We start from the raw sequence: 25,037 nt of genomic DNA on the forward strand, positions 1-25,037 counted from the left end.
GCGAAGCGGTTTTGCAGTCGGTGCCGCAGGTTCGCCTCGCGGCCAAATCAGCATTTGACAGGGACGCTTAGCCCGACTAACGGACGCCCCTGCTTTTACGAACCCTGTACGAACTTGAAGGTCCGACGCCGTGGCGAAACCGGAACTTGGTACCAAGCGCGTTTGCCCGGTCACGGGCCGCAAATTCTACGATCTCGACAAGGATCCGATCGTCTCGCCCTATACCGGCCAGTCCTATCCGCGCTCGCTGTTCGAGCCGCAGGGCAAGGCGGCTCCGGCACCGAAGCCGGCGCCGGATGACGAGGACGAGGCGGAGGCCGCCGACGGCGCGGTCGAGCTCGTCTCGCTCGATGAGGCCGATGCGGAAGCCGCCGAGAAGGAGCCGGTGGTCACCAGCGACGACGACATCGAAGTCGAGGATGACAGCGCCGCCGGCGATGACGACGACACCTTCCTGGAAGAGGATGAGGAAGAGAACGACGACGTCGCCGACCTGATCGATGGCGACATCGAGGGCGACGACGACGCCTGAGCCGCGTCGGAATCGCGGCTTTGAAAAAAGCGCGACGATAACGTGACATCAGTGCTTGTGTCTCGACGCAAGCTTGCCTATAGAGCGCTTCGTCNCCCCAAGAAGGTCGGCAGAGTGGGGCCATAGCTCAGTTGGGAGAGCGCTTGAATGGCATTCAAGAGGTCGGCGGTTCGATTCCGCCTGGCTCCACCAAATCTTCCTTGTAAATGGCTGGTTTTCTGGCAATTCGGTTCAGCGCTGCGGCGCTAGCCCCGACATCTATTCGTCGTAGACGTCGAGCGGTCCTTGCCTCACGGCCAATGCGCCCTAAGCCCATGGCGATGGCCGTGCCGCCATCGCCGATTATCTCCATTGCCTCTACGGTAGCCGGTCGGATGCGGCAGAAAAAGGAAACTGCTCCAACGGTGAGGAGGTAACTCCCCAAGGGCAGTGTCGGCGGAACCGACCTCGTTTCTATCGAGCTGCCGCGAAATCCTGCACGCAACGGTCGCTGGCCTGCCCCGGATCGGGGATGGGGTTCAGGGCGTCGATGGCGCGAAGGGCGCGGTCCTGCCGATGCCGGTCGCCTTGCAGCCGCTTCCCGCCGAGGTCGAACAGCGGATCAGCAGCTGCACGGCTATCAATACGCGCTGATCGTCGACCCAAAGAGCCGCAAAATGGGAAGGTTATCTTGAGCGGCTGGGTAGGCAGGGAGGATCATCCCATAAGGGGAATTATATTCAGCCATTTATTCTGAATAGAATTTTGTGAACCGCCCACTGAGTCCAGCTATAACTGTGTAATAATATGCTGGATGAACCGTTCTTTTTAAAAAATACTTCTCTTGACCACTTGTACTGCTGGCCGTCATCGTGAAAGATAGAGGGTTGCGAGGGTCGCGCCCTGTCAAACCATTCGCTCTATGCGAGGTGCGCGATGTCCAATGCCGGCCGCCAGCTCACGCTCAACCTGTTCATCTATCCCGGCGGCCACCATGAGGCGGCCTGGCGCTACAAGGAGTCGGAGCCGGAGCGAGTGCTCGACATCCGCTACTATCAGGAATTGGCGCAGAAGGCCGAGGCTGCAAAGTTCGATGCGGTCTTCCTCGCCGACGGCCCGTCTTTGGCGGAGAACGTCCGCTATTCCTCGCGTGTTCGCTTGGAGCCGGTGACCTGGTTGACCGCGATCGCCGCGGCGACCGAGAAGATCGGCCTGATCGGCACGGCCTCGACGACCTATAACGAGCCCTACAACCTCGCTCGGCTCTTTGCCTCGCTCGACCATATCAGCGGCGGCCGCGCCGGCTGGAACATCGTCACCACCAGCGATGCCGGGGCAGCCCATAATTTCGGGCTGCCGGAGCATCCGCCACATGGCGAGCGCTATGAAAAGGCTCGCGAATTCCTCGACGTCGTCACCAAGCTCTGGGACAGCTGGGAGGACGATGCGCTCGTTGCCGACCCGCAGAGCGGCATTTTCGCCGATGCCGACAAGGTCCACCGCATCGACCATGTCGGAAAGCACTACAGGGTGCGCGGGCCCCTCAACGTCTCGCGCTCGCCGCAGGGGCGGCCGGTCTACGTCCAGGCCGGCTCCTCGGAAGACGGCCGCTCCTTCGCCGCCCAGTTCGCCGAGGCGATCTTCACGGCGCATCAGACGCTTGGCAGCGCGCAGGAATTCTATTCCGACATCAAAACCCGCGCCGCCGCGCTCGGTCGCCGACCGGATCATCTCCGCGTCCTGCCCGGGATCAGCCCCTTCCTCGGCTCGACGCAGGTCGAGGCCGATCGACTCGAGGAGGAGATCAACGAGCTGATCCAGCCGGCCGCCTCGCTGGACCAGCTCAAGCGCATGATCGGCGTCGATCTCAGCGGTTACGACCTCGACGGACCCGTGCCGCGCCACATCATCGACACCAACGGGCCGAAGGGGCTGGCGAGCCGCTTCCAGCTCGTCGTCGACATCGTCGACCGCGAGAATCCGACGATCCGCCAATTGATCCAGCGTCTCGCGGGTGCGCGCGGGCATCGCGTCGTCGTCGGCACGCCGGAGCATGTCGCCAATGAGATCCAGACCTGGTTCGAGCAGGGCGCGGCCGATGGCTTCAATGTCATGCCGCCCTGGCTGACCGGGGGCTTCGACAGCTTCGTCGCCGAGGTCGTCCCGATCCTGCGCAAGCGCGGCCTGTTCCGGCAGGACTATTCCGGCGCGACCTTGCGCGACCATTACGCGCTGCCGCGGCCGGAGAGCCTCTTCGCCGCGGAGCAGCGCAAGAGCGCCTGAGGCGTTCGGCGGCGCCGACAACCTTCCCAATGCGTGACGCAGTGCGGGCCCCGCCCGTCAAGCGATGACGCATGCCCATCGAGGACATCAGATGAAACTGAGCTACCTCCTGCCCCTTGCAGCCGCACTGCTGGCCGGCCCTGTTGCCGCCCAACCCTTGGCGGAGACCGCACCGATCCCCGAGCGCGTCCCACCGGGGACAACTTTGGTGATCGGCGATCCGCAGACCAGGGTCACGCTCACTCTGTCGGGAGAGCTCGCCAAGCTGCCCTTCAAGGTCGAATGGGCCAATATCTCCGGCGGCCCGCAGACGATCGAGGCCTTCCGCGCCAAGGCGCTGGACATCGGCGCCGTCGCCGATATCCCGCCGATTCATGCGCAGTGGACTGGGCTCGACGTCAGGATCGTCGCGGCGAAGTTCCGGCGCGATCCGGTCGGCCACCCGATCTATGTGATCGCCACGGCGCCGGGCTCCGGCATTTCGAGGCTCGAGGATATCAAGGGTCGCAAGATCGCCTTCAGCCCCGGCCAGGCGCAGGGCGCGCTGGTGCTGCGTGTGCTGAAGAAACTCAACCTCCGGCATGACGAGGTCCAGCTCGTCGAACTGCCGAGCGTCGGCGACGCCTATGTCAATGCGCTGGCGAGCAAGCTCGTTGATGCCGCGCCGATCGCGGAGGCGAACAAGCAGCGCTTCGTCCAGAACTATGAGCGCGACGGCGCGAGGGCGCTGCCGCACGGCCTGCGCGATGATCCCGCCTATCTCTACGTCGTCAAGGCCTCGCTGGAGGACCCCGGCAAGGCGGCGGCGATCCGCGCCTATGTCCAGGCCTGGGGCCGTGCCACGAAATGGGTCGAGACCCATCCCGAGGAGTGGATCAAGGGCTACTACGTCAAGGATCAGGGCCTCAAAGCTGATTCCGGCCGCTTCCTGGTCGAATCCAACGGCGATCCCGACGTGCCGCTCGACTGGAGCGGGGCGATCGAGCGCCAGCAGGAGACGATCGACCTCCTCGCCGCCGAGCTGAAGAAGCCGGTGCTGAAGGCGCAGGCGCTGTTCGACCGGCGCTTCGAGCAGGTCGCCGGCGCGGCCTATCAGGGAGAATGAGCATGGCCGACATCTCGCTCTCCGGCGCGCATGGCGCCGCCGATCCCGGCTGGCTCAAGCTCGCGCGTAGCCAGCCTGCGGGCGTGGCTGACAAGCCCCGCCGCCGGCGCAAGCTCGGCCCGGGCCGGCCGATCCCCTACGGCGCTGCGCTCGGCCCGGTACTGCTGCTCATCCTCTGGAGCATCGGATCAGCGACCGGCTTCATCGACGACCGCATCCTCTCGGCGCCCTGGACGGTGGCGACCACGGGCTTGGAGCTGATCCAGGACGGGCGCCTGCAGGAGAACCTCTGGACCTCGTTCCAGCGCTCCTTCTGGGGCCTGTTCTGGGGCATCATCGCCGGCGCCACGCTCGGCGTCATCGCCGGCCTCAGCCGCATCGGCGAATACCTCGTCGACGGCCCGATCCAGATCAAGCGCGCCATCCCGGCGCTGGCGCTCATCCCGCTGCTGATGCTCTGGTTCGGCATCGGCGAGGGCATGAAGATCCTGACGATCGCACTGATCACCTTCGCGCCGATCTATATCCAGACCCATGACGGCCTGCGCTCGACCGATGCCCGCTTCATCGAGCTGGCCGAGACGCTCGATCTCTCCAACACGCAGTTCCTGCGCCATGTCGTGCTGCCGGCGGCGCTGCCCGGCTTCCTGCTCGGCCTGCGCTTCGGCGTCACCTATTCCTGGCTCGCCCTTGTCGTGGTCGAGCAGGTCAACGCCACCTCTGGCCTCGGCTACATGATCAACCTCGCCCGCACCTATGGCCAGACCGAGGTCATCATCCTGTGCCTCGCCGTCTATGCCGCGCTCGGCCTGAGCTCGGACTGGCTCGTCCGCTTCATCACCCGAAAGGCTCTGCCATGGCGCAAGATTCTGGCCGACTGACCCAGCCGCCCGTCGTCGCGGTTCGCGGCCTCACTCGCCGCTATGGCGAGCGCACCATCATCGACGATGTCGATCTCGACATCGGCCGCGGCGAGTTCGTCGCCTTGCTCGGCCGCTCGGGCTCGGGCAAGAGCACCTTCCTGCGCGCGCTTGCCGGGCTCGACCATGGCGTGCCCGGCTCCGGCCGGCTCGGCACGCCCGATGCGGTCTCGGTCGTCTTCCAGGATGCACGCCTGCTGCCGTGGAAGAAGGTCGTCGACAATGTCTCGCTCGGGCTGAAGAGCGAGACGCCGCGCGAGCGCGCTTTGCACGCCCTCGCCGAGGTCGAGCTGACGGCGCGGGCGCAGGCCTGGCCCACCCAGCTCTCAGGCGGCGAGCAGCAGCGCGCCGCTCTCGCCCGCTCGCTGGTGCGTGAGCCCGAGCTGCTGTTGCTCGACGAGCCCTTCGGCGCGCTCGATGCGCTGACCCGCTTGCGCATGCAGGCGCTATTGCTCGATCTCTGCGCCCGCCATCGCCCCGCCGTGCTGCTCGTCACCCATGACGTCGACGAAGCGATCCATCTGGCCCAGCGCGTGCTCGTGCTCGACGAAGGCCGCTTCGTCGTCGACCTCAAGGTCGATCTTCCGACCGAGGCGGGACCGCGGCAGCGGCGTTTCGCCGAGGTGCGTGGCCAATTGCTGAGCAGCCTCGGCGTGACCCAGGAGGAGCTGCGCCGCGTCGCCTGAGCGGCTCAGCTACTTCTTGATCGCCGGGCAGGCGCTCTGGGCGAGCGGGCGGAAGGCCTGGTCGCCGGGGATGGTGGCGACGAGGTCGTAGAGGTCCCATTCGCCCTTCGACTCCGCCGGCTTCTTGACCTGGAAGACGTAGAAATCGTGCACCATGCGCCCGTCCTCGCGGAGCTTGGCATTGCGCACGACCTCGTCCTCGATCGGCAGCTCGCGCATCTTGGCGATCACCGTCTTGGCCTCGTCCGACTTTCCGGCGACGACCGCCTTGAGATAGTGCCGGACCGAGGAATAGACGCCGGCCTGGATCGCGGAGGGCACCGCGCCATGCGCCGCCTTGAAGCGCTCCGAGAAGGCGCGGGTGCGCTCGTCGATATCCCAGTAGAAGCCTTCGGTCAGGATCGTGCCCTGCGCCGAGGCAAGGCCGACGCTCTTCACGTCCATCGCGGTCAGGAAGAAGGCGACCAGTTTCTGCTTGTCCTGGCCGATGCCGAAATCGCGCGCCGTCTTGATGCCGGCGACGGTATCGCCGCCGGCATTGGCGAGCGCGATCAGGTCAGCGCCGGAGCCCTGCGCGGTCAGGAGCTGCGACGAGAGATCGACCGCCGGGAAGGCGTGCCGGACCGAGCCGACATAGCTGCCACCCTTGGCGGTGACGAGGGTCTTGGCGTCGGCTTCTAGCTGGTGGCCGAGCGCGTAGTCGGCAGTGACCAGATACCATTTGGTGCCGGGCTTGGTCAGGTGGTTGGCGATCCCGGCGACCTGGACATAGGTGTCCCACATCCACTGGACGACATGGTCGGGCTGGCAGGCGTCGCCGGTCAGGCGTGCCGTGCCGCCGGGGAAGAGGCCGACGCGGTTCTTGTCCTTCAGCAGCGGCGGGATGGCGAGCTGCAGCGAGGCGTTCGACATGTCGGCGAGCACATCGACACCCTGCCGGTCGATCCATTCCCGCGCGATCGCCGAGCCGACATCGGCCTTGTTCTGATGGTCGGCCGAGACCACCTCGATCTTCATGCCCGAGCATTCCGCCTTCAGGCAATCCTCGACCGCCATGCGGGCAGCAGTGATCGAGCCCTTGCCAGTGATGTCGGAATAGACGCCAGACATGTCGGTGAGCACGCCGATCTTGATGGCGCCGTCCGAGATTTCGGCGGCGGCGGGCAGAGCGCCGAACAATGCGGTGGCGACAGCGAGCGCCGAGACCAGACCCTTCATGTGAATTCCTCCCGTGGTGTTTTCGTCGTTGCTAGCGGTCGCGCCAGTGCGCCATCGGCAGGCCGGCGACCGGTGATCTGAAGCAGGGGATGCGGCTGCCGCGCAGGCTGCCGATATAGGCGGTACGAAGATCGGCTCCGCCGAAGGTGATGCTGGCGAACCAGGGCGCGATCGCGCCGCCGCAGGCGAGCATCAACTCAGGGGTTACTTCGTCCCGAGCAAAGGCCGCCATCAGCGCCTTGCCGGCCGCGCTGCCGCGATCGTCGTCGAGCAGGATGCGAAGGTCGCCTTCGGGCGTGATCGCGAAGACCCGGTCGACCATCACATGCGTGCCCCAGAGATTGCCATGGGCGTCGAAGGCAATGCCGTCGATGAAGGCGCCATGGTCGCTCGGGCCGAAAATCTCGCGATCGGTGAGGCAGCCATCGGGCTGGACGCGCAGCCGGGTAACCCGGCAGGCGCAGGTCTCGGCGACGTAGAGCCATTCTTCCCTGGCATCGAGCCGGATCTCGTTGGTGAAGGCGAATCCATCCGCGACGATGCGCAGCCGCCCGCCATCATAGAGCGCGACATAGCCGTCGCGGACATCGGGGCTCATCGCCCGCATCCAGTTTGTCGTCCGGGTCGAGATCGTCAGCCAGATCCGGTCCTTGCTGTCGCGCAGCACGAAATTGACCTTGCCGATCGCCTGCCCGTCGATGGCGTCGACCAGTACGCGGGTTTCGCCCGAGCGCGTCATCGCCTCCAGCCGGTCGGTGCCAAAATTCGAGATCAGCACGTCGCCATTGCGGGCGAAGGCGAGGCCGTTCGGCAAGGTGCCGGAGACGAAGCGCGCCTCCTCGTCGGCAGCCTCGGCGAAACCGCGGCTCGCCGTCTGCGTGATCAGCTCCTGCGTGCCATCCGGCCTGATATGCACCACGCCGCCGCGCGCATCGGCACTCCAGAGCGAGCCGTCACGCTCGGCGAGTATGCACTCCGGCCGCTGCAGGCCTTCGCCGATATAGCCAAGCGCGGCGGGATCGATGGTGAAGCCGTCGAGCGGGTTAAGGCGAGGCGACATCCCAGCTCCTAGAAATTCACGCGGTCGCCGCCCTTGAGGCCGAGCGTCGCGCGGGCCTCCTCGGGCGTGGCGATCTCGTAGCCGAGCTCCTCGACGATGCGGCGGATCTTGGCGACCTGCTCGGCATTGGAGGTCGCAAGCTTGCCCTTGCCGATGAACAGGCTGTCCTCGAGCCCGACGCGGACATTGCCGCCCAGCATCGCGGCTTGTGTGCAGAACGCCATCTGGTGGCGCCCAGCGGCGAGCACCGACCAGTGATAATCCTTGCCGAAGAGCTTGTCGGCCGTGCGCTTCATGAACATCAGGTTGTCGAGATCGGCGCCGATGCCCCCCAGAATGCCGAAGATCAGTTGCAGGAAGACCGGCGGCCGGAACCAGCCGCGATCGAGGCAATGCGCGAGATTGTAGAGGTGGCCGACATCGTAGCACTCGTGCTCGAACTTGGTGCCGTGGCCCTCGCCGAGCAGTTTGTAGATGCGCTCGATGTCGCCGAAGGTGTTGCGGAAGATGAAGTCTTTGGTGTTCGCGAGGTAAGGCTGCTCCCAGGGGTGCTTCCAGTCGCTGTACTTCTCCGCCAGCGGATGCAGCGCGAAGTTCATCGAGCCCATGTTGAGCGAGCACATCTCCGGCGCGGCCTTCAGCGGCGCGGCGAGGCGCTCCTCGACCGTCATGGTCAGGCCGCCGCCGGTGGTGATGTTTACGACAGCATCGGTCGCCTGCTTGATCCGCGGCAGGAACTCCATGAACACCGCAGGATCCGGCGTCGGACGGCCGTCTTTCGGGTCTCGTGCATGCAAATGCAGGATCGCCGCGCCCGCCTCCGCCGCCGCGATCGCCTGGCTCGCGATCTCGTCCGGCGTGATCGGCAGATGCTCCGACATGGTCGGCGTATGGATGCCGCCGGTGATGGCGCAGGTGATGATGATCTTGCTCACGTAGCTCTCCTTCGTCCCTGCGTTCAGCCCGGAAAAATTGCCACGGCCCGGGTCCAGCCGGCCGAGCCGTTGCGGACCTTCACCGGCAGGCAGCTGATCATGAAGCCGGTCGCCGGCAGCGCTTCGAGATTGTGCAGCTTCTCGATCTGGCAATAGCCGGCCTCGCGCCCGGCCTTGTGGCCTTCCCAGATCAGCGAGGCGTCGCCGGTCTCGGCGAAACGGCGGGCGGTATGGCTGAACGGCGCGTCCCAGCTCCAGCCATCGGTGCCGACCACCTTGATGCCCTGCCGCACCAGATGCAGCGTCGCCTCGCGGCCGAAACCGCAGCCGGAATCGACATAGTCGGCCTCGCCATAGCGTGCGCCGGCCCGTGTGTTGGCGATGACGATCTCCAGCGGGCTTAAGCTGTGGCCGATGCGCGCGAGTTCGGCGTCGATCTCGGCGGGCGTGACGACATGGCCATCAGGCAGATCGCGGAAATCGAGCTTCACGCCGGGCTGCAGGAACCAGTCGAGCGGGCATTCGTCGATCCTGAGCGCCGGCGCGCCGCCATCCTGGGTCGGATGGTAATGCCAGGGCGCGTCGACATGGGTGCCGTTATGGGTCGAGATCGTCGCAAGCTCGACCGCCCAGCCCATGCCGTCCGGGAGCTGCTCGGGCGTCAGCCCCGGAAACGCCGCCGCAATGTCCTTCGCCGTCGCCTCATGCGTGCGATAATCGATCCTGACCTTCTGGAAGGGCGGGTCGGCAGGGACGTCGTTCTCGAGCGGAATCGACAGGTCGACGAGGCGGCCAGGCAGCATGCCGGTGTGTCCTCCCGGAGCGTGTGTTGTCTATGGTTCGAATTTGGACGAACGTCCGACCTATAGCAAGCCCGCCGCTTTCTGGTAAGAGCGGATTTGCTGGGATTTCCGGAGGGCACGATGTCCGCGATGCCGACGCGCGACCGCATTCTCGACGCTGCCGAGCGGCTCTTCGCCGAGCGCGGCGGTGCCGACGGCGCCTCCATGCGCGATCTTGCCGCCGCGGCGGGCGTGCGGCTCTCGCAGCTCAGCTATCATTTCGGCTCGAAGGAGGCGCTTTACCGCGCCGTCTTCGCCCGCCGGGCGCATGCCCTGGCGCTGGCGCGCGCCCAGGCGCTCGGTGAGGCTCTGGCCCGGCCGGCGCTCGACATCGGCGAGATCGTCGCCGCCTTCATCGGCCCCTCCGTGCGCCAGCGTTTCACGGAGGGCGTCCAGGGCGCCGCCTTCGCCATGATGACCGCCCGCGAAGCCGTCGACCCGCGCGAGGCGGCGCGCGGCGTCCTCGCCGAGCATTTCGACCCGACCGCCAGGCAGTTTCTCACCGCACTCGGCAAGCTCTATCCGCAAGCTCCGACCGGCGCCCTGGTCGACGCCTATCTGTTCATGGTCGGCGCGCTCGTGATGACCATGGCCGCCGGCGACCGCGCGGTACGGCTCGATCAGGAACGCGATTCCGTTCCCGTGGCCGAGAACGCCGATCTCCTGCTGCAGCGCCTGACCGGCTTCTGTGCCGGCGGCATCGAAGGGTTGCTGAGCGGCCGCCCCGGCTGAGTTGGCGCATCCGCTCGTAGACAAAGGAAGATGGATCAAGCCATGCGCCGAGAGATCATCGAAGTGCCCGTCATTTCCGAGGCGATCCGCCGACTCGGCGCGCCGACCTCGGCACTGGCCCGCGTCGGTGACCTGCTCTTCACCTGCGGCATGCCGCCGATCGACGTCACGACCGGCGAGATCGTCAGCGGCGATATCGAGGCGCAGACCCGTGCCGCGATGGATGCGCTCGCCGTCACCCTGCGCCATGGCGGCTCTTCGCTCGACGAGGTGATCAAGGCGACGATCTTCGTCACCGATCCCGCGTTGATGGCCGGCGTCAACGCAGTCTACCGGACCTACTTCACCACGGGCTTTCCGGCCCGGACCAGCGCCGCGATCCGGCCCTGGCCGTTGCCCTTCGACATCGAGATCGAATGCGTCGCCGCGCTCGGCTGAACCCGTCATTGCGAGGAGCGCAGCGACGAAGCAATCCAGAAGGACGTAGAGCGCTACCGCCCCTGGATTGCTTCGCTGCGCTCGCAATGACGCTTCGATTCAGCGGTCCGCCCGCGCCACCACCGTATGCAAGAGCACGTTGAGGCCGGGCTCGAGATCATCCGGCGTGCACAATTCCCCATTGTTGTGGGTGATGCCGCCCTTGCAGGGCGCGAAGATCATCGTCGTCGGCGCATGGCGGGCGACGAAATAGGCGTCGTGCCCGGCCTGGCTGAGAATGTCGCGCGTGCGGTAGCCGAGCTCGAGCGAGGTGGCGCGGACCTGCTCGATCAACTCGTCGACAAAAACCTTGCCGCCCCAGTTCCAGACATCGAGGATCTCGGCCGTGCAATCGGCCCGCGCCGCAGCCTCGTGGATGGCGCGGCGCACGCGCTCGGCCATCACCGCTGCGGTTTCCGGGTCGGCATGGCGGACATCGCAGGTCGCCTGTGCCCAGTCCGAGAGGATGCCCGGCTTGTTCGGCCAAGCCACGAGGCGCGAGGCCGTCGCCTTGCCGCCGCTGCCGGCATGCTCCCAGCCGAGATCGTCGACTGCCACCAACAGGCGCGCGCCGGCGATGAGCGCGTTCCTGCGCCGCTCCATCGGCCAGGGGCCGGTATGGGCGGTCTCGCCGCGGAACTCGACCAGCATGCCGGTGCTGGAAAAGCCGCCGATGACGACGCCGACCTGCATGCCCTCGCGGTCGAGGATCGGCCCCTGCTCGATATGGAACTCGACATAGGCGTCGAAGGGATGGGGGGCCGCCTCCATCTCGCCGCGATAGCCGATGCGATCGAGCTCCTCTTCGATCGTCCTGCCGTCGTCATCGCGCCGGCCCAGCGCCCAGTCGAGTGTATAGGCGCCGGTGAAGCAGCCGGAGCCGACCATGGGCGGCGAGAAGCGCCCGCCCTCCTCATTGGTCCAGTTGACGACCTCGATCGGCCGCTTGGTGCGGTGGCCGAGCTGGTCGAGCGTGCGGCAGACCTCAAGCCCGCCGAGCACGCCAGCGATGCCGTCGAAGCGCCCGCCATTCACCTGCGTGTCGAGATGGCTGCCCATCACCACCGGCGGCAGGCTGTCGTCCTGCCCGGCCCGGCGCGCGAAGATGTTGCCGATGCCGTCGACGCGCACGCTCAGCCCGGCCTGCTGGCACCAGTCGATGAAGACGTCGCGCACCTCTTTGTCGGCATCGCCGAGCGCCAGCCGCGACAGACCGCCCGGTCGGCCGGTGCCGATCTCGCCCGAGCGCTCGATCGTCGTCCAGAAGCGCCCGATATCGATGCGCGCAGTCGCTGGCAGGCCCATGAATGTCCCCCGATGCCGGACGCTGAGCGCGCCGCTTCGAGAGCCACAATCGAGGCGGCCGCCCGCTCATGGCAAATCGATATTGGTGATGGGTTTCTCCGGTCGGGGTGGAACGGTCAGGTACGCGCTCCGGTATGTCATCGGCGCAGAAGGCGCTTGACAGGCGCGCATGCGAAGTGGAATGATTATTCTATTGAATATCGAAAACGGTTTTTTTGTTTCGTTTTGAATGAAGCGCAGAGTCGGCGGCCGCGCTCGAAGCGCGTCCTCCCTTCTTCGCCATCCAGGTAGTCCGCGACGCTTCGCGGCCCGCCAAATCGCCCGAAAACCGGCCGATCGAACCCGATCGGACCGATAACGAAAGCGGGGGACATCCCCGCAAGGGAGGATGAGATGAAGCGGTTTCTCGCAGGGATGATTGCTGTCGCCGCCATCGCGGTCGCAGGAGCGACGCCAAGCGTCGCGCAGCAGACCAGGATCATCGTCGTCAGCCATGGCCAGGCCGCGGACCCGTTCTGGTCGGTGGTGAAGAACGGCGTCGCCAAGGCCGCCGCCGACCTCAAGGTCGCCGTCGACTACCGCGCTCCCGAGACCTTCGACATGGTCGCGATGAGCCAGCTGATCGACGCCGCGGTGAACCAGAGGCCGGCCGGTCTCGTCGTTTCGATCCCCGATGCCTCGGCGCTCGGCCCCTCCATCCAGAAGGCGGTCGCCGCCGGCATCCCGGTGATCTCGATGAATTCGGGCTCCGATGTCTCGAAGAAGCTCGGCGCCCTCCTGCATGTCGGCCAGGACGAGTTTGACGCCGGCAAGGCCGCCGGCGAGAAGCTCGCCAGCATGGGCGGCAAGGTCGGCGTCTGCGTCAACCACGAGGTCGGCAATGTCGCGCTCGATTTGCGCTGCAAGGGCTTCGCCGAAGGCTTCAAGGGCAAGGTCACGGTCCTGCCGGTCTCGAACGATCCGACCGAGATCCGCTCCAAGGTCAAGGCGGCGCTCTCTGACGCCAGCGTCGACACGGTGATGGCGCTCAGCGCCTCGCTTGGCGGCGAGCCGACCCTGGCGGGCGTCAAGGAAGCCGGCAAAATCGCGACCGTCCGTGTCGCCACCTTCGATCTCTCGGCCAACTTCCTCAAGGCGATCGCGGCGGGCGAAGCGGCCTTCGGCATCGACCAGCAGCAGTTCCTGCAGGGCTACCTGCCGGTCGCCTTCCTGGCGCTCAATGCCGAATACGGCTTGGTGCCCGGCGGCAACGTCCCGTCCGGCCCGAACCTTATCACCAAGGAGAAGGCGGCCCAGGTCGTCGACCTCTCGGCCAAGGGCATCCGCTGAGCTTAGGGCGGCGCCGGCCGGCGCCGCCTTTCCTCCCGGATCGTTCGGAAGCTCAGGAGGCGCGCCATGACGACGTCGACCGCCGATCTCGCTGCGGGCCCGTCCCGGCCCAATGACCCTGCTGCAGAGGCCCGTGACGAGCGTTTGCGCCGCGTCTCGCTTCTCGCCCGGCTGATGCGCCGGCCCGAGCTTGGCGCGGTCGCCGGCCTCGTCCTGGTGACCGTCTTCTTCGGCCTCACCGCCAACCCTGCGATGTTCACCCTCGCCGGGGTGATGACGGTGCTCTCGCCGGCATCGCAGCTCGGCATCCTCGCCATCGCTGCGGCGCTGCTGATGATTGGCGGCGAGTTCGACCTCTCGATCGGCTCGATGATCGCCTTCGCCGGCCTCGTCTTCGGCGCGCTGATCGTCGTCGGCGATCTGCCATTGCTGGCGGCGATCGTCGCGACCTTCGTCTTCGCCGGTTTGATGGGGGCGGTGAACGGCCAGATCGTCATCCGCACCCGCCTGCCTTCCTTCATCGTCACGCTCGCCTTTCTCTTCATCCTGCGCGGGCTCTCGCTGGTCGGTCTGAAATGGGCGACGGGCGGCTCGACGCAATTGCGTGGGATCGGCGACAAGGCGGGCGACGGCATCGTCCGCGAGCTCTTCTCCGGCCAGGCGCTGGAGGGGCTGTTCGCCTGGCTGGCGCAGGCCAACCTGATCGCCAAGTTTCCCAACGGCACGCCGACTGTGACCGGCGTTCCGGTCGGGGTGCTCTGGTTCCTCGCCATCGCTGCGCTCGCGACTTATGTCCTGTTGCGCACGCGCTTCGGCAACTGGATCTTCGCTGCCGGGGGCGATCCCAATGCGGCCCGCAATTCCGGCGTGCCCGTGAACATGGTCAAGACGACCCTATTCGTGCTGACCGCCTGCGCCGCCACCCTCGTTGCCATCCTGACCGTGCTCGACGCGGGCTCGACCGATGCCCGCCGCGGCTTCCAGAAGGAGTTCGAGGCGATCATCGCCGCGGTGATCGGTGGCTGCCTCCTCACCGGCGGCTACGGCTCGGCGGTCGGTGCCTTCTTCGGCGCGATCATCTTCGGCATGGTCTCGATCGGCCTGACCTACACCAGCTTCGACAGCGACTGGTTCCAGGTCTTCCTTGGCGGCATGCTGCTGCTCGCCGTGCTGTTCAACAACTTCATCCGCCGCAAGGCGACAGGGGAGCGCTGAACATGACAAAAGCAGCTCCGGAGCAGGCCCCGCTCATCGAGGTCCGCGACATCGTCAAGCATTTCGGCTCGGTGATCGCGCTCTCGGGCGTCTCGCTCAAGGTCTCGGCCGGCGAGGTGCTCTGCCTGCTCGGCGACAACGGCGCCGGCAAGTCGACGCTGATCAAGACGCTCTCGGGCTGCCACAAGCCGAGCTCCGGCGAGTTCCTGGTCGAGGGCCGGCCGGTTGCCTTTTCGAGCCCGCGCGATGCGCTCGATGCCGGCATCGCCACGGTCTACCAGGATCTGGCGATGATCCCGCTGATGTCGATCACGCGGAACTTCTTCATGGGCCGCGAGCCGATCCGTGGCTTCGGCCCGCTGAAATGGATCGATTTCGACCTCGCCCATGCAGTGACCCGCGACGAGATGCACAGGATCGGCATCGACATCCGCGACCCGCACCAGGCGGTTGGCACGCTCTCCGGCGGCGAGCGCCAATGCGTCGCCATCGCCCGGGCCGTCTATTTCGGCGCCAAGGTGCTGATCCTGGACGAGCCGACCTCGGCGCTCGGGGTCGCCCAGACCTCGATGGTGCTGAAATACATCAACCTCGTGCGAGCCAAGGGGCTGGGCGTGATCTTCATCACCCATAACGTCCGCCACGCCTATGCCGTCGGCGATCGCTTCACCGTGCTCAACCGCGGCAAGACGCTCGGCACCTACGCCAAGTCCGGGATCGCCATGGACGAGCTGCAGAACCTGATGGCCGGCGGCAAGGAATTGCAGGCGGTCTCGGAAGAGCTCGGCGGCACGGTCTGATGTGCCGCCTACCCTGACGCTGTCATCCCGGGCGACCGCAGGGAGACCCGGGATCCATTCCGGAACGGTTCAGGAATGGATCCCGGATCAGCGCGGCTTCGCCGCTTGTCCGGGATGACCGGGCATTTTTGACGAGAAAAGGATCTCCTCATGCGCGCGCTCGGCGTTGGCCTGATCGGCACCGGCTATATGGGCAAGTGCCATGCGCTCGCCTGGAACGCCGTCGCCCCGGTCTTCGGCGACGTGCCGCGTCCGAAGCTCGCCGTGCTCTGCGAGGTCGACGAAGCCCTGGCGGCGCAGCGTGCCGGCGAGTTCGGCTTCGCCGAGGCGACCGCCGACTGGAAGGCGCTCATCGCCCATCCCGATGTCGACGTCGTCTCGATCACCACGCCGAACGCTTTTCATGCCGAGATGGCGATCGCCGCGCTTTCCGCCGGCAAGCATGTCTGGTGCGAGAAGCCGATGGCGACCAGCCTTGGTGATGCCGAAGCGATGCTGGCGGCGGCGAAGGCGGCCGGCGCGGTCGCAGCGCTCGGCTACAACTACATCCAGAATCCGGCGATCCGCCTGGCGAAACGCCTGATTGCGGATGGCACGATCGGCGAGGTCAACCATGTCCGCGTCGAGATGGACGAGGACTTCATGGCCGATGCCGGCGCGTTCTTCTCCTGGAAAAGCGAGGCCGCCTCCGGGCATGGCGCGCTCGACGATTTCGGCGTGCATGCCTTCTCGCTGATCAAGGTGCTCATCGGCGAGGTCGATTCGGTGATGGCCGACATGGCCAGGCCCTATCCAGAGCGGCCGCTCGCGGCCGGTGGCAGCCGTCCGGTCGAGACACACGATATCGCCACGCTGCTGCTGCGCCTCTCGACTGGCGCCTCCGGGCTCGTCGCCCTCAACCGCTCGGCCTGGGGCCGCAAGGGCCGGATCGCCCTGCAGGTCTTCGGCGCCAAGGGCACGATCGCCTATGATCAGGAGCGGATGAACGAGGTCGAGCTCTATACCGCCGAGGGCGCCAGCGACGTCCGGGGCTTTCGCCGCATCCTGACCGCCCCGGCGCACGAGCCCTATGGCCGCTTCATCCCGGCGCCCGGCCATGGCCTCGGCTTCAACGAGCTCAAGATCATCGAATGTCGCGAGTTGTTGCGGGCCATTGCCGGCGAGCCCGCGCATCTCCTCGATTTCGCGGCGGGCCTGCGCATCGAGCGCACTGTCGAGGCTGCGGCCCGGAGTTTCCGCGACAAGCGCTGGACGAGCGTCTGAGGACCTGCTTCGCTGGAACAGGTCCCGGTCGCGAAAGTGGGTCCCACTTTCGCGGGATATACTCTAGGGATATCGTTCGTATACGAACGAGGATCAGCGATGGCGCGACCGAGCAATGCGGCCGAGACGCCCGAGCCTGCCGACGAGAGCTATGATCTCGCCGAGCAGGTCGGCTTCATCATGCGCCAGGTGGCGCAGCGCCATGTCTCGATCTTCAATGAGATCATGGGCACCGACCTGACGCCGACGCAATGGGCGGTGCTGGCGCGGCTCTATCAGGATGGCGGTTCCTCGCAGAACCTGCTCGGCCGCCAGACCGCGATGGACGCCGCCACGATCAAGGGCGTGGTCGACCGGCTGCTCAAGCGCAAGCTGGTGCAGACCAAACCCGATCCCGAGGATGGCCGGCGGCTCATCGTCGAACTCAGCCCGGCCGGCATCGACTACACCCGCGAGCTTCTGCCCAAGGCGGAGACGGTGACCAAGGTGACGCTGGCGCCGCTCGCGACCAACCAGCGGGCGACGCTGATCGCCCTGCTGAAGCAGCTGCGCTGAGGCTCTTTAGGTCAATCCACACAAACGCTGGTCATCCCGGGCGACCGAAGGGAGACCCGGGATCCATTCCTGAGCCTTTCCAATTGGCGTTCCGGAATGGATCCCGGCTCTGCGCCGCTTCGCGGCTTGGCCCGAATGACTTGGGCTTGGGTTTTCGCGACGCAACTAACTGATCACGTAGCAGTCGCAGCTGTCCGCCATCGCCTTGGCTTCTTCGAGATCGCTCGAAGCACTGGCATGGATAGCGAAGAGCGGATCGCCTGCGGCGACCGTATCGCCGACATGGCGGCGCAGGTCGATGCCCGCCGCCTTGTCGAAGGGCGCTCCGGCGCGCCTTGCGATACCGGCGACCGCCCAGCCGTCGATCTCCGTGACCGTGCCGGCCGTGGGCGAGCGTACCGTATGGACGAGCAGACCGGGCGCGACCGGCGGCTCGCGCCGCCCCTGCGCATCAATGATCCGCTCGAAGGCGGCGCGTGCAGCGCCGGAGCGCAACAGCTCTTCGGCCCGTGCGCGTCCGGCCGCGACCGAGCCCAGCGCCGGGTCCCAGGCGAGGATATGGCTGGCGAAGAACAGCGCCTTCTCGACGAGGTCGGCCGGCGCCTGCGGGTCGTTGTCGAGCACCCAGCCGACATCGCGGCATTCCAGCGCCGGGCCGATGCCGCGCCCGATCGGCCGGGTTCCGTCGGTCGGGAAGGCCTGGACGACGAGGCCGAGCCCGGCTCCGACCGTTTCGAACAACAATGCGAGTTCGGCGGCCTCGGCCTCGCTCTTCAGCTTGGCGCGCGGGCCATAGGGCAGGTCGACGATGACATGGGTCGAGCCGGCGGTGAACTTCTTCGACAGGATCGAGGCAACCGACCAGCGATTCGAATCGATGCCGAGCGGCCGCGTGATCGCGTTCATCACGTCGTCGACGACCGAATGGTTCAGCCGCCCGTTCCAGGCGATGCAGCCGCGCGCCTTTTCCACGCAGGCACGCAGCTCGGCCGGGTTGAGTTCGACGCGGGCGAGGGCCTCCATCGCATCGGCCGTGCCGGCCGCCGAGGTGATGGCGCGCGAGGACGTCTTCGGCATCAGGAAGGCGCCGTGCGCGGCGACGATCGGCACGACGATCAGCGTGATCCGGCTGCCGGGAATGCCGCCCATCGAGTGCTTGTCGACGACGATCTTGTCCGGCCAGGTGATTTTTTGCGCGAAGCGGCTGCGCACCCGCGCCAGCGCGACGACCTCGGCGTCGGAGAGCTTCTGCGTCGCCGCGACCAGGAAGGCTGCGACCTCGCCATCGGGATAGCGGGCTTCGACGATGTCGCGGATCAGCGTGTGGTACTGGGCTTCCGAGAGCTCGCCGCCCTGGATCTTGCGGGTCAGCGCGGCGCGGCTCTCGGGCGAAGGCGTGCGCCGGAGCGTGACCTCGCTGCCCTCGGGCAGGCCGAGCTCGTCGAAGGCCTCTGACGACATGCCGATCTCGTCGCCGGCGAGCAGCGAGGGCAGGTCGATGACCTGCACGTCCGAGCGGGTGCTGGCCGTCGCTCCCGAAATCTCGATCCGGCCCGGCCCGAGATAATCGAAGCCGTTGACGATCTCGCCCTTGGCCGGGAGATAGGCGCAATGCGCCCGGCCGGCGAAGAGCGGCAAACGGCGCAGCCGCATCGTGTTGGCGGCGGCCTCGACTGCGGCAATGAAGCGCTCGACACCGATCTCGACGCTCTGGTCGTTGCAGATCGTTGCCGCCCGGATCCCTTCCGGGCGCGGCTCGACCGTGCGCGACAGGCGCTTCTCGATGGCCTCGCCGCTCTCGCGCCCGCGCCCGGCGATGCGGGCGGCGAGCACTTCGGGCGGCGCGGTCACCTCGACGACGACGAAGCGCGGCAGGCGTTTGGCGAGCGCCGCGATCGTGGCACGCGAGCCGTTGGCGATGACGTTGCGGCCGGCCTCGACCAGGCGTTTCAGCTCGGCCGGCAGGCCGTAGCGCAGGCCATGGGCGCCCCAGGTGATCAGGAAGTCGCCCTTAGCCTCGCGCGCGTCGAAGGCCTCGTCCGTCGCCGCCTCGTGGTCCTCGCCCGGCGAGCCGGCCGGGCGGGTGACGACGCGCCGCGCGAAGACATAGCGGCCGGTCGGCTCCAGCAGCGTGCGGGCGCCGTCGATCAGCGAGTCCTTGCCGGCCCCGCTTGGGCCGACGACGAGGAAGAAGGTACCTTGCCGCATTCCCTTGGCCGCATTCCCTGCTCAGGCTTCGTCGAGGCCGATGTCCACCGCCGGAGCCGACTGGGTGATCTTGCTGGTCGAGATGTAGTCGACGCCGGTCTTGGAGATCGGGCCGATCGTGTCGATGTTGATGCCGCCGGAGGCCTCGATCTTGGCGCGGCCGGCGATCAACCTGACGGCTTCGGTCATGTCGGCGACCGACATGTTGTCGAGCATGATCACGTCGGCGCCGCACTTGGCGGCTTCCTCGACCTGGCCGAGATTGTCGCACTCGACCTCGAGCTTGGTCAGCACCGGCAACTTCTTGCGGGCGCGCTCGACGGCGGCGGTGATGCTGCCGCAGACGGCGATGTGGTTGTCCTTGATCATCACGCCGTTATCGAGGCCGAGGCGGTGGTTGAGGCCGCCGCCGCAGGTCACGGCGTGCTTCTCCATCATGCGCAGGCCCGGCGTGGTCTTGCGGGTGTCGATCAGGCGCGCCTTGCTGCCGGCCATGGCGGCAGCATAGCGGGCGGTCTCGTTGGCGATGCCGGAGAGGCGCTGGGCGATGTTGAGGGCCGTGCGCTCGGCGGTGAGCACGCTGCGGGCGGCGCCCTCGATCTCGACCAGGATCGCGCCCTTCTCGACCTTGTCGCCGTCCTTGACCAGCAGGGTCACCTTGAGCTCGGGATCGTAGCGCTTGAACACCCGGGCCGCGATCTCGACGCCGGCGACGATCATCGGCTCGCGGGCGTTCATCTGGAACTTGCCGGTCTCGTCGGCCTCGATCATCACCTGGACGGTGAGGTCGCAGGCGCCGATGTCCTCGATCAGCCAATGGTCGATCAGGCGATCCGTGGCGAAGCTGTCATACATGGAAGGCCCCTTTTCTCCCGCGGCGGCGCCGCTCGAAACATGTTTGTATGCAAACAATAGCAGCGGGGAAATTTGGCTGTCAATGCGCCATCGAAGCCGTGCTTGCAACCGGCAAGCGTGTCACGGCGAGGTCATCTCCGCACGGTAGAATTAGCCTCGTGCGGGGCCGCAACTAATCTTGTATGCAAGAATTGACTGCCGCGGCCCTTTTCCGGCCTTGCTGACCGGCGCTGGCTCGGCTGCACTGACCGACGCGTGGGCCAATCCCGAAATCCGGCGTAGATTGGGCGCCGCCTCACGCCTCGCCTTGTCTTGACTCGGTCTAAGAGGCGCGCCAGTATCGTTTGTACACAAACAAAATCCGAACATCCGCTCTGCGGCGAGGATCAAGCATGGCGCTGGACGAAGCGAGCCCGGTCGCGGACGACAAGATCCGCTGCGATGCCTGCCCGGTGATGTGCTTCATCAAGCCCGGCGCCGTCGGCGCCTGCGATCGCTACGGCAATGTCGAGGGCGAGCTGGTGCGGATGGAGCCGCATGTCGTGCTCGAGCGCACGCTGGAGCATGGCGGCGAGATCGTGCCCTTCGCCGGATCACGCGAATGGGACGGGGAGATCGTGCACCAGCAGGGCACCTTCATCACAGCGATCGGCGCCGGCACCACCTATCCCGACTACAAGCCGGCCCCGTTCATCGTCTCGTCCGAGGTCGACGGCGTCGAAATGGTCACCGTCGTGACCGAGGGCATCTTCAGCTATTGCGGCATCAAGGTGAAGATCGACACCGATCGCTTTCTCGGCCCCGAGCAGGCGACGGTGCGGGTCGAGGGCGAGGCGATCGGCCACGTCACCACCGGCGAATACGGCTCGCAGATGCTCTCGCTCGGCGGCGTCCACCACCTCACCGGCGGCTCGAAGAAGGAGGGTCGTGTCACCTGCGACGCGCTGCTCCAGCTCAGCAACGGCAAGGCGGTCGAGCTCACCATCGACGATGGCGAGAGCGTGATCGTGCAGGCCGGCAAGCCGCCGATCGTCAACGGCGTCCAGGAGAGCCGGATGCGCGTCGGCTGTGGCTCGGCGACGATCGGCATCTTCGCCAAGCAATGGCATGGCAAGGTCGACGAGGTCGTGGTCGTCGACGATCACATCACCGGCGTGCTCTCCGAGCACCAGGCCGGCAAGCTGCTCGGCATGCCCGGCACCGGCATCAAGCTGAAGGGCCGTCGCTCGACGCCTGGCCGCTATTTCCAGGTGGCGCAGCCGGGCACCGGCTGGGGTGGCACCAATATCAGCGACCCACTCACCATTCTCGGGCCATTCGACCCCAAGGTCGCCTATGCCGGCCTGCGCCTCCTGATGGTTTCGACCACCGGCGAGCATGCCGCCTATTACGAGCTCGACGAGAACCTCGTTCCGGTCGAGACGCAGATGCCGCAGCCGCTGGTCGATGCGGTCGAGCGCATCGCCGAGAATTGCGAGCCGGCGCTCTCGACCGTGCTCTTCATCGGCGGCGCCGGCGGCTCGCTGCGCGCCGGCGTCACTGAGAACCCGGTCCGGCTGACCCGCTCGGTCAAGGACGCGCTGACCTATGTCACCTGCGGCGGCGCGCCGGTCTACATCTGGCCGGGCGGCGGCATCACCTTCATGGTCGACGTCACCCGCCTGCCCGAGAACGCCTTCGGCTACGTGCCGACGCCGGCACTGGTCGCGCCGCTCGAATTCACCATGAGCCTGACCGATTACGAGGCGCTCGGCGGCCATATGGATGCGATTCAGCCGCTCGCCTCGCTCAAGGGCGGCAGCCAGCTGCGCCTGCCCCAGCGCCCGGACAATCCCTGGCCGCTGGCGCCCGAGCAGCCGCGCCGCTCGCTCGGCTAGGGCGATGCGCTTCGAGGCTCCCTCCGCGCGCTTCCTGCCGGATGGCAGGCGCCTGCTCCTGCAGCAGGGGCCGATCGATCTCGTCATCGAGGCCGTCGGAGAGCAAAGCGCGGTGAAGGCCGCGCATGAGGCGGCTGTTCTACGCTTCGACGGCCTGCTCGCCGAGCTCTGCGATGAATTGAAGCTGCTGCGAACGGCGGTGAGCAGGACGAGTCCGCTGCCGCTCGGCCCCGTCGCCCGGCGCATGCATGCCGCGGTCGCGCCGTTCGCCGAGCGCAGCTTCATCACGCCGATGGCGGCCGTCGCCGGCTCGGTGGCGCAGGAGATCCTCGGCGCGATGCACGCGGCCGCGCCGCTCACCCGCGCCTATGTCAACAATGGCGGTGACATCGCCTTGCATCTCGCCGCCGGCGCGCAATTCCGCATCGGCTTGGTGAAACGCCCCGACCAGCCGGAGTTCTTCGCCACCGCAACGATCCGGCCGGAAGACGGTGTCGCCGGCATTGCGACCTCGGGCTATCCCGGGCGCAGCTTCTCGCTGGGGATCGCCGAGGCGGTGACTGTGCTGGCCCCGAGCGCGGCCATGGCCGACGCCTCCGCGACTGTGATCGCCAATGCGATCGACCTGCCTGGCCATCCCGCGGTCGAGCGCCTGCCGGCCAGTTCCATCCAGGCCGACAGCGATCTCGGCGAGCGGCTGGTCACCCGGCATGTCGGCCCGCTTGCCACGGACGAGATCGAAACCGCGCTCGCCGCCGGCCTCGCCGAGGCGGAACGCCTGCGTCAGGCCGGCCTGATCGTCTCGGCCGCCATGCATCTGCAGGGCGTGAGCCGCACGCTTCCCACGCCTATGATCGTTCAAGAAGACCCCGAGAGGAGACTTGCCCGTGCCTGAGATCGCCGTGCGAAAATACGCCGTGACCGTCGAGGAGATTTTTCACGAGGGCGGCCCGGCCGCTTCGGTGCCGCTGAAGCGCGGCGCGGCGCTGGCCGTGATCGCCAACCCCTATGCCGGCCGCTATGTCGAAGACATCCAGGGCTTCATGGACGATCTGAAGCCGTTCGGCCTTTCCATGGCGCAGCGCCTGCTTGCGGCGATGGGCGGCGACGTCAAGGCGATCGAGGGCTATGGCAAGGGCGCCATCGTCGGCGCCGCCGGCGAGCTCGAGCACGGCGCGCTCTGGCATGTGCCGGGCGGCTACGCCATGCGCGAATTGCTCGGCGACGCCAAGGCGATCGTGCCTTCGACCAAGAAGGTCGGCGGGCCCGGCACGCGGCTCGACATTCCGGTCACCCATGTCAACGCATCCTATGTCCGCAGTCATTTCGACTCCTTCGAGATCGGCATCACCGACGCGCCCCGGGCCGATGAATTGCTGTTCGCGCTGGTGATGACGACCGGCTCGCGCATCCACGCCCGCGTCGGCGGGCTCAAGGCGAGCGAGATCAAGGGTGAGGACGGCCTGCGATGAAAGCCCGGATTCGCAAGATCGTCACGGTTCTCGACGAGACCCATAGCGAGCTCGGCCGGCCGGTCTCGCCGCCGATCAAGCGCGCCGCCGCCGTCGCCGTGATCGCCAATCCCTTCGCCGGCACCTATCAGGAAGACCTCTCCGAGCTGATCGATATCGGCGAGGAGCTCGGCGATCTGCTCGGCCGCCATGCGCTGGCTGCGCTCGGCATCGAAGGCGAGGCGGTCCAGGGCTATGGCAAGGCCGCCGCCGTCGGCGAGGACGGCGAGCTGGAGCACGCCGCCGCGATCCTGCATCCCAAGCTCGGTGCCCCGCTGCGAAAGCTCCTGGGCAAGGCGCCGGCGCTGATCCCGTCCTCGAAGAAGCGTGGCTCGCTCGGCGTCGTGCTCGACGTGCCGCTCGGCCACAAGGCGGCGGCCTATGTCCGCAGCCATTTCGACGGCATGGAGGTCCGGATTTCGGACGCCCCGCGCGCCGGCGAAATCGTCGTCGCAGTAGCGTTGACCAGCGGCGGCCGGCCATTGCCGCGCGTCGGCGGGCTCACCCATGCCGAGGCGAAAGGCGAGGACGGTTTGCGCTGAGAGGCGCCCGCACGTCCTTTCGTGAGCGCTGCTAGCTGCGCAGCGCGCCCGGCCCGGCCACCGCGCCGGGCGGGCATTTTCCGGAGATGATCATGCCCAGCACCTCGTCCTGCGTGACGTCGCGGACATGGGCGCTGCCGACGACCTTGCCATTCTTCATCACACTGACGCGGTCGGCGAGGTCGAAGACATCGTGCAAATCGTGGCTGATCAGGAAGATGCCGATGCCCTGCTTCTTCAGCTCGAGGATGAGCTCGGCGACCTGCTTCGTTTCTGCCGGTCCCAGCGCCGCCGTCGGCTCGTCCATGATCAGCACCCGGGCGTTGAAATAGATCGCGCGGGCGATAGCGACCGACTGGCGCTGGCCGCCGGAGAGCGCCTTCACCGGCTCCTTGAAGCGGCGAAAATGCGGGTTGAGCCGACCCATGACCTTGCGGGTCTCGGCTTCCATGGCGCTGTCGTCGAGCGTGCCCCAGGAGGTCAGCAGTTCGCGGCCAAGGAAGATATTGGCGGCGGCATCGACATTGTCGGCCAGAGCGAGCGTCTGGTAGATCGTCTCGATGCCGTGGCGCTTGGCGTCGCGCGGCGAGGAGATCGCGGCCGGCTCGCCGGCGATCCTGATCTCGCCGGCATCGGCGCGATAGGCCCCCGACAGGATCTTGATCAGCGTCGACTTGCCGGCGCCGTTATGGCCGAGCAACCCGACGACCTCGCCAGCATGGAGATCGACACTGGCATGGTCGACCGCCTTGATGCCGCCGAAGGCGATCGAGATCTCGCGCATCTCGACGAGGGGCGTGGTCATGTC

The 25,037-nt window shown here is 66.9% G+C and carries 24 protein-coding genes and 1 tRNA gene; 17 read left to right on the forward strand and 8 right to left on the reverse strand.

Annotated elements, in window-relative coordinates:
• Nucleotides 1–130 precede the first annotated feature (130 nt).
• From ASE66_RS07300 to ASE66_RS07330, 6 genes are all read left to right on the forward strand, one after another.
• Nucleotides 131–532 carry a TIGR02300 family protein gene (locus ASE66_RS07300; protein ID WP_057188960.1) on the forward strand — a complete coding sequence of 134 codons (402 nt, stop codon included), beginning with the start codon at nucleotides 131–133 and terminating at the stop codon, nucleotides 530–532.
• A 116-nt stretch (nucleotides 533–648) separates the two neighbouring features.
• Nucleotides 649–724: transfer RNA gene (locus tag ASE66_RS07305), tRNA-Ala, on the forward strand.
• Between the two features lie 723 nt (nucleotides 725–1,447).
• Nucleotides 1,448–2,794 (forward strand): LLM class flavin-dependent oxidoreductase, encoded by a 1,347-nt coding sequence (locus ASE66_RS07315; protein ID WP_057188962.1) that lies wholly within the window; start codon nucleotides 1,448–1,450, stop codon nucleotides 2,792–2,794.
• A 91-nt stretch (nucleotides 2,795–2,885) separates the two neighbouring features.
• A complete protein-coding gene (locus tag ASE66_RS07320; RefSeq protein WP_244494830.1) occupies nucleotides 2,886–3,899 on the forward strand; it encodes an ABC transporter substrate-binding protein in 1,014 nt (337 codons plus the stop codon).
• 2 nt (nucleotides 3,900–3,901) lie between these two features.
• Complete coding sequence (locus ASE66_RS07325) at nucleotides 3,902–4,780, forward strand: ABC transporter permease (protein WP_200964565.1); 879 nt, start codon at nucleotides 3,902–3,904, stop codon at nucleotides 4,778–4,780.
• Nucleotides 4,756–5,505, forward strand: coding sequence for an ABC transporter ATP-binding protein (locus ASE66_RS07330; RefSeq protein WP_057188964.1), 750 nt, complete (start codon nucleotides 4,756–4,758; stop codon nucleotides 5,503–5,505). Before ASE66_RS07325 ends, ASE66_RS07330 begins: the two co-directional genes overlap by 25 nt.
• Nucleotides 5,506–5,514: 9 nt before the next feature.
• Here the strand turns inward: ASE66_RS07330 and ASE66_RS07335 are convergent, their stop codons facing one another.
• The 4 genes from ASE66_RS07335 to ASE66_RS07350 are packed head-to-tail and all read right to left on the reverse strand — an operon-like array spanning nucleotide 5,515 to nucleotide 9,518.
• Nucleotides 5,515–6,723, reverse strand: coding sequence for an ABC transporter substrate-binding protein (locus ASE66_RS07335; protein ID WP_057188965.1), 1,209 nt, complete (start codon nucleotides 6,721–6,723; stop codon nucleotides 5,515–5,517).
• A 31-nt stretch (nucleotides 6,724–6,754) separates the two neighbouring features.
• The gene (locus tag ASE66_RS07340; protein ID WP_057188966.1) at nucleotides 6,755–7,783 is read right to left on the reverse strand and encodes an SMP-30/gluconolactonase/LRE family protein; all 1,029 of its coding nucleotides are present in this window, start codon (nucleotides 7,781–7,783) and stop codon (nucleotides 6,755–6,757) included.
• An 8-nt stretch (nucleotides 7,784–7,791) separates the two neighbouring features.
• Entirely contained in the window at nucleotides 7,792–8,718 is a 927-nt protein-coding gene (locus tag ASE66_RS07345) for a 3-keto-5-aminohexanoate cleavage protein (protein WP_200964566.1), read from the reverse strand.
• 23 nt (nucleotides 8,719–8,741) lie between these two features.
• Entirely contained in the window at nucleotides 8,742–9,518 is a 777-nt protein-coding gene (locus ASE66_RS07350; protein WP_156412070.1) for a cyclase family protein, read from the reverse strand.
• A 123-nt stretch (nucleotides 9,519–9,641) separates the two neighbouring features.
• Here ASE66_RS07350 and ASE66_RS07355 point away from each other — a divergent pair, with 123 nt between their 5' ends.
• Both ASE66_RS07355 and ASE66_RS07360 read left to right on the forward strand, forming a co-directional pair.
• Complete coding sequence (locus ASE66_RS07355) at nucleotides 9,642–10,292, forward strand: TetR/AcrR family transcriptional regulator (protein ID WP_057188968.1); 651 nt, start codon at nucleotides 9,642–9,644, stop codon at nucleotides 10,290–10,292.
• 42 nt (nucleotides 10,293–10,334) lie between these two features.
• Nucleotides 10,335–10,730 carry a RidA family protein gene (locus tag ASE66_RS07360; RefSeq protein ID WP_057188969.1) on the forward strand — a complete coding sequence of 132 codons (396 nt, stop codon included), beginning with the start codon at nucleotides 10,335–10,337 and terminating at the stop codon, nucleotides 10,728–10,730.
• Nucleotides 10,731–10,829: 99 nt separating this feature from the next.
• Here ASE66_RS07360 and ASE66_RS07365 read toward each other — a convergent pair whose 3' ends face one another.
• Nucleotides 10,830–12,074, reverse strand: coding sequence for a Zn-dependent hydrolase (locus tag ASE66_RS07365; protein ID WP_057188970.1), 1,245 nt, complete (start codon nucleotides 12,072–12,074; stop codon nucleotides 10,830–10,832).
• A 393-nt stretch (nucleotides 12,075–12,467) separates the two neighbouring features.
• Between ASE66_RS07365 and ASE66_RS07370 the strand changes: the two genes are divergently transcribed.
• From ASE66_RS07370 to ASE66_RS07390, 5 genes are all read left to right on the forward strand, one after another.
• Nucleotides 12,468–13,403 (forward strand): sugar ABC transporter substrate-binding protein, encoded by a 936-nt coding sequence (locus ASE66_RS07370; RefSeq protein ID WP_057188971.1) that lies wholly within the window; start codon nucleotides 12,468–12,470, stop codon nucleotides 13,401–13,403.
• Between the two features lie 66 nt (nucleotides 13,404–13,469).
• A complete protein-coding gene (locus tag ASE66_RS07375; RefSeq protein WP_057188972.1) occupies nucleotides 13,470–14,618 on the forward strand; it encodes an ABC transporter permease in 1,149 nt (382 codons plus the stop codon).
• Between the two features lie 2 nt (nucleotides 14,619–14,620).
• Complete coding sequence (locus tag ASE66_RS07380; protein ID WP_057188973.1) at nucleotides 14,621–15,418, forward strand: ATP-binding cassette domain-containing protein; 798 nt, start codon at nucleotides 14,621–14,623, stop codon at nucleotides 15,416–15,418.
• 150 nt (nucleotides 15,419–15,568) lie between these two features.
• Nucleotides 15,569–16,681, forward strand: coding sequence for a Gfo/Idh/MocA family protein (locus ASE66_RS07385; protein WP_057188974.1), 1,113 nt, complete (start codon nucleotides 15,569–15,571; stop codon nucleotides 16,679–16,681).
• 99 nt (nucleotides 16,682–16,780) lie between these two features.
• Entirely contained in the window at nucleotides 16,781–17,236 is a 456-nt protein-coding gene (locus tag ASE66_RS07390; protein ID WP_057188975.1) for a MarR family winged helix-turn-helix transcriptional regulator, read from the forward strand.
• Between the two features lie 165 nt (nucleotides 17,237–17,401).
• Here ASE66_RS07390 and phnN read toward each other — a convergent pair whose 3' ends face one another.
• Together phnN and nadC are read right to left on the reverse strand one after the other, a co-directional pair.
• Nucleotides 17,402–19,444, reverse strand: coding sequence for a phosphonate metabolism protein/1,5-bisphosphokinase (PRPP-forming) PhnN (gene phnN, locus ASE66_RS07395; protein ID WP_057188976.1), 2,043 nt, complete (start codon nucleotides 19,442–19,444; stop codon nucleotides 17,402–17,404).
• A gap of 21 nt (nucleotides 19,445–19,465) precedes the next feature.
• Complete coding sequence (nadC, locus tag ASE66_RS07400; protein ID WP_057188977.1) at nucleotides 19,466–20,299, reverse strand: carboxylating nicotinate-nucleotide diphosphorylase; 834 nt, start codon at nucleotides 20,297–20,299, stop codon at nucleotides 19,466–19,468.
• Between the two features lie 392 nt (nucleotides 20,300–20,691).
• On the opposite strand from nadC, the gene ASE66_RS07405 reads away from it, so the two are divergent.
• From ASE66_RS07405 to ASE66_RS07420, 4 genes are read left to right on the forward strand one after another with little or no spacing between them, the layout of a single operon-like run.
• On the forward strand, nucleotides 20,692–22,176 hold the full coding sequence (locus ASE66_RS07405) for a hypothetical protein (protein ID WP_057188978.1): 1,485 nt from the start codon (nucleotides 20,692–20,694) through the stop codon (nucleotides 22,174–22,176).
• A gap of 4 nt (nucleotides 22,177–22,180) precedes the next feature.
• Nucleotides 22,181–23,071, forward strand: coding sequence for a UPF0280 family protein (locus ASE66_RS07410; RefSeq protein WP_057188979.1), 891 nt, complete (start codon nucleotides 22,181–22,183; stop codon nucleotides 23,069–23,071).
• Nucleotides 23,064–23,648, forward strand: coding sequence for an amino acid synthesis family protein (locus ASE66_RS07415; RefSeq protein WP_057188980.1), 585 nt, complete (start codon nucleotides 23,064–23,066; stop codon nucleotides 23,646–23,648). The genes ASE66_RS07410 and ASE66_RS07415 overlap by 8 nt, the downstream gene beginning before the upstream one ends.
• A complete protein-coding gene (locus ASE66_RS07420; protein ID WP_057188981.1) occupies nucleotides 23,645–24,229 on the forward strand; it encodes an amino acid synthesis family protein in 585 nt (194 codons plus the stop codon). The genes ASE66_RS07415 and ASE66_RS07420 overlap by 4 nt, the downstream gene beginning before the upstream one ends.
• Nucleotides 24,230–24,260: 31 nt before the next feature.
• Here the strand turns inward: ASE66_RS07420 and ASE66_RS07425 are convergent, their stop codons facing one another.
• The gene (locus tag ASE66_RS07425; protein ID WP_413814250.1) at nucleotides 24,261–25,034 is read right to left on the reverse strand and encodes an ATP-binding cassette domain-containing protein; all 774 of its coding nucleotides are present in this window, start codon (nucleotides 25,032–25,034) and stop codon (nucleotides 24,261–24,263) included.
• Nucleotides 25,035–25,037 lie beyond the last annotated feature (3 nt).

Source organism: Allobosea sp. Root483D1, assembly GCF_001429505.1.
Classification (GTDB): domain Bacteria; phylum Pseudomonadota; class Alphaproteobacteria; order Rhizobiales; family Beijerinckiaceae; genus Allobosea.

Excerpts from the sequence above, each read along its gene's own strand:
- ASE66_RS07375 (WP_057188972.1), top strand. The coding sequence starts at position 13,470 with ATGACGACGTCGACCGCCGATCTCGCTGCGGGCCCGTCCCGGCCCAAT.
- ASE66_RS07315 (WP_057188962.1), top strand. The coding sequence starts at position 1,448 with ATGTCCAATGCCGGCCGCCAGCTCACGCTCAACCTGTTCATCTATCCC.
- ASE66_RS07405 (WP_057188978.1), top strand. The coding sequence starts at position 20,692 with ATGGCGCTGGACGAAGCGAGCCCGGTCGCGGACGACAAGATCCGCTGC.
- ASE66_RS07355 (WP_057188968.1), top strand. The coding sequence starts at position 9,642 with ATGTCCGCGATGCCGACGCGCGACCGCATTCTCGACGCTGCCGAGCGG.
- nadC (WP_057188977.1), bottom strand. The coding sequence starts at position 20,299 with ATGTATGACAGCTTCGCCACGGATCGCCTGATCGACCATTGGCTGATC.
- ASE66_RS07425 (WP_413814250.1), bottom strand. The coding sequence starts at position 25,034 with ATGACCACGCCCCTCGTCGAGATGCGCGAGATCTCGATCGCCTTCGGC.
- ASE66_RS07385 (WP_057188974.1), top strand. The coding sequence starts at position 15,569 with ATGCGCGCGCTCGGCGTTGGCCTGATCGGCACCGGCTATATGGGCAAG.
- ASE66_RS07380 (WP_057188973.1), top strand. The coding sequence starts at position 14,621 with ATGACAAAAGCAGCTCCGGAGCAGGCCCCGCTCATCGAGGTCCGCGAC.
- ASE66_RS07410 (WP_057188979.1), top strand. The coding sequence starts at position 22,181 with ATGCGCTTCGAGGCTCCCTCCGCGCGCTTCCTGCCGGATGGCAGGCGC.
- ASE66_RS07360 (WP_057188969.1), top strand. The coding sequence starts at position 10,335 with ATGCGCCGAGAGATCATCGAAGTGCCCGTCATTTCCGAGGCGATCCGC.
- ASE66_RS07370 (WP_057188971.1), top strand. The coding sequence starts at position 12,468 with ATGAAGCGGTTTCTCGCAGGGATGATTGCTGTCGCCGCCATCGCGGTC.
- ASE66_RS07390 (WP_057188975.1), top strand. The coding sequence starts at position 16,781 with ATGGCGCGACCGAGCAATGCGGCCGAGACGCCCGAGCCTGCCGACGAG.
- ASE66_RS07320 (WP_244494830.1), top strand. The coding sequence starts at position 2,886 with ATGAAACTGAGCTACCTCCTGCCCCTTGCAGCCGCACTGCTGGCCGGC.
- phnN (WP_057188976.1), bottom strand. The coding sequence starts at position 19,444 with ATGCGGCAAGGTACCTTCTTCCTCGTCGTCGGCCCAAGCGGGGCCGGC.
- ASE66_RS07335 (WP_057188965.1), bottom strand. The coding sequence starts at position 6,723 with ATGAAGGGTCTGGTCTCGGCGCTCGCTGTCGCCACCGCATTGTTCGGC.
- ASE66_RS07325 (WP_200964565.1), top strand. The coding sequence starts at position 3,902 with ATGGCCGACATCTCGCTCTCCGGCGCGCATGGCGCCGCCGATCCCGGC.
- ASE66_RS07365 (WP_057188970.1), bottom strand. The coding sequence starts at position 12,074 with ATGGGCCTGCCAGCGACTGCGCGCATCGATATCGGGCGCTTCTGGACG.
- ASE66_RS07340 (WP_057188966.1), bottom strand. The coding sequence starts at position 7,783 with ATGTCGCCTCGCCTTAACCCGCTCGACGGCTTCACCATCGATCCCGCC.
- ASE66_RS07420 (WP_057188981.1), top strand. The coding sequence starts at position 23,645 with ATGAAAGCCCGGATTCGCAAGATCGTCACGGTTCTCGACGAGACCCAT.
- ASE66_RS07330 (WP_057188964.1), top strand. The coding sequence starts at position 4,756 with ATGGCGCAAGATTCTGGCCGACTGACCCAGCCGCCCGTCGTCGCGGTT.